Genomic DNA, 1,302 nt, shown 5'->3' with positions numbered 1-1,302 from the left:
CATTTGACAAACCTCCTAATCTGGTTTACAATAACGGTAGCTTATTTCCCTTTGCGCTCGATTGCGGTTGCCGCCGCGTCGGGCGCTTTGTCTTGGTTTAGGAGCATTTCGATCCTCCGGATATGGCGCTCGATTTCCTTGCGCTCAAAATCGTCCAGACCGGAAACGGACTCCTCTAAGTCTGCTAGTAAATCCAGCGCAATTTCCGCCGCCTTGTATTTGCGGTAGACAATTGCGTCATCATCCACAAATATTTCCACCTGATCGCCAGGTTCAAAGCGCATGGCGTCCCGGAGTTCTTTCGGGATGATCACCCGCCCTATGTCGTCGATGCGCCTAACAATTCCGGTTGCTTTCACCTGTATACCTCCTCTAATAATTTTTGTGCTCTCTCGCGCTCATCTGCCGTGCCGTACCGCATGGCAGCGGTGACGACGTACCATACGTATTCCGGCACGATGTCATCTGCACAATTGCGGTGGGCGATTGCGATACCATGGTCAATCCAGTCTGATATGCTGTGAGTTTGGCATCCGATCTGTATGTGAGTCAGATCGGTCATACAAACATACCATTTGCTACCCTGTATGTATAGCGGTGGTTTGTCCCACGCATCGCCATAGATATGCGCATCGCCGCAGACCCGCGCATTGCCGTAGACCCGCGCATCGCCGCAGACCCGCGCATCGCCATAGACCCACGCATTGCCGTAGACCCGCGCATCGCCGCAGACCCGCGCATTGCCGTAGACTCGCGCATTGCCGTAGACCCACGCATCGCCATCATGCGATAGGTTGATTTCTGACTCTATCCACCCTCCAAAATCGCCCGCCTTAACATTGTTTCCCACGTCGACGCACGCGCGGATGCGATGCAAAGTATGACCGTATATGGTTTTAATTTCGTCGGTTAATTCATATTTTTTCATGGCTTTCACTCCTTGTCGATATCATTCCCTGCTTGTCCTGCCGCGTCGGGCGCTTTTTCTTGGTTTAGGAGCTCTCTCACATCTGCGAGCAGGCCCATGATCCGCTTGCGGTAGGGATGGTCCTCAATAGCCTCGACAAAATCGTCGAGTATGTCTTTCGGCGTCTCTCCGATGTCGTATTTGCGAAACAGTATAAATTCGTCGTCCACAAAGATTCCAAGCGGATCATTTTCGTGGATGCGCTTGACTCTTCGGATTTCCTTCGGGATGACGATCCGTCCAAGGTCGTCAATTCTGCGGATGATTCCGGTTGCTTTCATTTATTTTTACCTCACAATCTCGATCAATTGTACTTTTTCGCAGCGGATTTTGCC

The 1,302-nt window shown here is 51.5% G+C and carries 2 protein-coding genes and 1 pseudogene; all 3 read right to left on the bottom strand.

The genetic code is table 11. The features are described from left to right. Positions 1-41: 41 nt before the first annotated feature. A complete protein-coding gene (locus WMO26_RS13680) occupies positions 42-359 on the bottom strand; it encodes an AbrB/MazE/SpoVT family DNA-binding domain-containing protein (protein ID WP_435431561.1) in 318 nt (105 codons plus the stop codon). After that, complete coding sequence (locus WMO26_RS13505) at positions 356-928, bottom strand: hypothetical protein (protein WP_349221146.1); 573 nt, start codon at positions 926-928, stop codon at positions 356-358. The genes WMO26_RS13680 and WMO26_RS13505 overlap by 4 nt, the downstream gene beginning before the upstream one ends. A 197-nt stretch (positions 929-1,125) precedes the next feature. Then, a pseudogene (locus WMO26_RS13500) lies at positions 1,126-1,248 on the bottom strand (AbrB/MazE/SpoVT family DNA-binding domain-containing protein); the annotation flags it as partial. Positions 1,249-1,302: the final 54 nt, after the last annotated feature.

It is taken from the genome of Solibaculum intestinale (assembly GCF_040096205.1).
GTDB lineage: Bacteria > Bacillota > Clostridia > Oscillospirales > Acutalibacteraceae > Solibaculum_A > Solibaculum_A intestinale.
This window is presented reverse-complemented; position numbering and strand designations above follow the sequence as displayed.

Coding starts and splice junctions, on each gene's coding strand:
- WMO26_RS13505 (WP_349221146.1), bottom strand. CDS start 928: ATGAAAAAATATGAATTAACCGACGAAATTAAAACCATATACGGTCAT.